Genomic DNA, 2,029 nt, shown 5'->3' with positions numbered 1-2,029 from the left:
GCCCTTGAATGGGTCTGTTATGTTATTACATCAATTGCGTAATGCTATAACGTGTGCGATAGCATGACGCAATAGTGCAATTGGAAATTTCATGCTTCCTTCCATCGACAGCAAGAGCGGACCGCTCGTGTCGCTCCATGATGTCGGCGTCCGCCGCGACGGCCGCTGGCTGGTACGCGGCGTCGATTTTTCCGTGAGCCGCGGGGAGATCGTCACCCTGATCGGCCCGAACGGTTCCGGCAAATCCACCAGCGCCAAAACGGCGATCGGCGTATTGAAGCCCGACGAGGGACACGTCAATCGCGTTTCCGGCCTGAAGGTCGGCTATGTGCCGCAAAAGCTTGCCATCGATTGGACCTTGCCGCTCAGCGTGCAGCGACTGATGACGCTGACGGGACCATTGCCGGAGCGTGAGCTTACCGCGGCTTTGGAAGCGGTCGGCATTGCCCATCTCGCGAAGGCCGAGGTGCAGCATCTTTCCGGCGGCGAATTCCAGCGGGCGCTGCTGGCGCGCGCCATTGCCCGCAAGCCCGACCTGCTTGTGCTGGACGAGCCCGTGCAGGGCGTGGATTTCAGCGGCGAGATCGCTCTTTATGATCTTATCAAATCGATCCGCAATTCGCAGGGCTGCGGTATCCTGCTGATTTCGCATGATTTGCATGTGGTCATGGCCGCAACGGATACGGTGGTTTGCCTGAACGGCCATGTCTGCTGCCGGGGCACGCCGCAGACCGTCAGCCAGAGCCCGGAATATGTGAGGCTGTTCGGTACGCGGGCGGCACAATCCCTGGCGATCTACAGCCATCATCACGATCACACGCATCTGCCCGATGGCAGGGTGCAGCACTCGGACGGCTCGATAACGGATCATTGTCGTGCCGACGATGGTCATCACCACGAGCATGACGATCATCACCACCATGATCACGAACACCCTCATGCCGAGGGAGAGCGCCATGTTTGACGATTTCTTCCTGCGCGCGGTTGTGGCCGGCGTCGGGCTGGCGCTGACCACCGGGCCGCTTGGCTGCTTCATCATCTGGCGTCGCATGGCCTATTTCGGCGATACGATCTCGCACTCGGCGCTGCTCGGCGTGGCGCTGTCGCTGCTTTTCCAGCTCAATTTGACGCTCTCGGTCTTTGCAGTCGCGGTGCTGGTATCGGTCCTGCTGCTTTTCCTGCAGCGGCGCCAGGCGCTGTCGGCCGACGCGCTGCTCGGCATTCTCTCACATGCGACGCTGGCGATCGGCCTTGTCATCGTGGCCTTCATGAGCTGGGTGAGGATCGATCTCATCGCCTTCCTCTTCGGCGATATTCTGGCCGTCAGCCAGTCCGATATTGCGGTGATCTGGGGCGGAGGCATTTTCGTATTGGCTGCGATCGCCTGGCTTTGGCGGCCGCTCCTGGCCTCGACCGTCAACCCTGAACTCGCCGAGGCGGAAGGGTTGAGGCCGGAGCGCGCGAGGCTGCTCTTCATGCTGCTGATGGCCGTGGTGATCGCGATTGCCATGAAGATCGTCGGTATCCTCCTCATCACGGCGCTGCTGATCATTCCCGCCGCCACGGCGCGCCGCTTTGCCGCCACTCCGGAAACAATGGCGATTTTCGCTTCGCTGCTCGGCGCCATCGCCGTCTTCGGAGGTCTTTTCGGATCGCTGCGCTATGACACGCCGTCCGGACCTTCCATCGTCGTCGCGGCGCTCGTCTTGTTTATCATCAGTCTGCTGCCCCTTGTTCGTAGGGCCGGCACGCCAGCGGCGCAACAGAGAGGACAGTCATCATGACCACTCCGATGCTCACCAAGAACCAGTCCCTCGTTTTCGATGTTCTGACCAAGGCGGAAGCGCCGCTCAGCGCCTATACCATTCTCGACAAGCTGCGCGATCAGGGTTTTCGCGCACCGCTGCAGGTCTATCGCGCGCTGGACAAGCTCTTGGAATACGGCGTCGTGCACCGGCTCGAGAGCATCAATTCCTTCGTCGCCTGCGCCCATCCCAATGAGGATTGCCACAGCCATGGCCTTGTCGCC

The 2,029-nt window shown here is 61.0% G+C and carries 2 protein-coding genes and 1 pseudogene; all 3 read left to right on the top strand.

What is annotated here, in order from left to right:
* The first annotated feature begins 91 nt into the window (after positions 1 to 91).
* Positions 92 to 964, top strand: a complete 873-nt coding sequence (locus Q4Q11_RS31630) for an ATP-binding cassette domain-containing protein (RefSeq protein WP_498571958.1) — start codon at positions 92 to 94, stop codon at positions 962 to 964.
* Positions 957 to 1,784 (top strand): zinc ABC transporter permease subunit ZnuB, encoded by an 828-nt coding sequence (gene znuB / locus Q4Q11_RS31625; RefSeq protein ID WP_113337192.1) that lies wholly within the window; start codon positions 957 to 959, stop codon positions 1,782 to 1,784. The genes Q4Q11_RS31630 and znuB overlap by 8 nt, the downstream gene beginning before the upstream one ends.
* Positions 1,781 to 2,029 (top strand): annotated as a pseudogene (locus Q4Q11_RS31620) (transcriptional repressor); the annotation flags it as partial. The gene znuB and the pseudogene Q4Q11_RS31620, both read left to right, overlap by 4 nt.

The organism is Rhizobium sp. UFLA01-1127, from assembly GCF_059803845.1.
This window is presented reverse-complemented; position numbering and strand designations above follow the sequence as displayed.

Coding starts and splice junctions, on each gene's coding strand:
- Q4Q11_RS31630 (WP_498571958.1), top strand. CDS start 92: ATGCTTCCTTCCATCGACAGCAAGAGCGGACCGCTCGTGTCGCTCCAT.
- znuB (WP_113337192.1), top strand. CDS start 957: ATGTTTGACGATTTCTTCCTGCGCGCGGTTGTGGCCGGCGTCGGGCTG.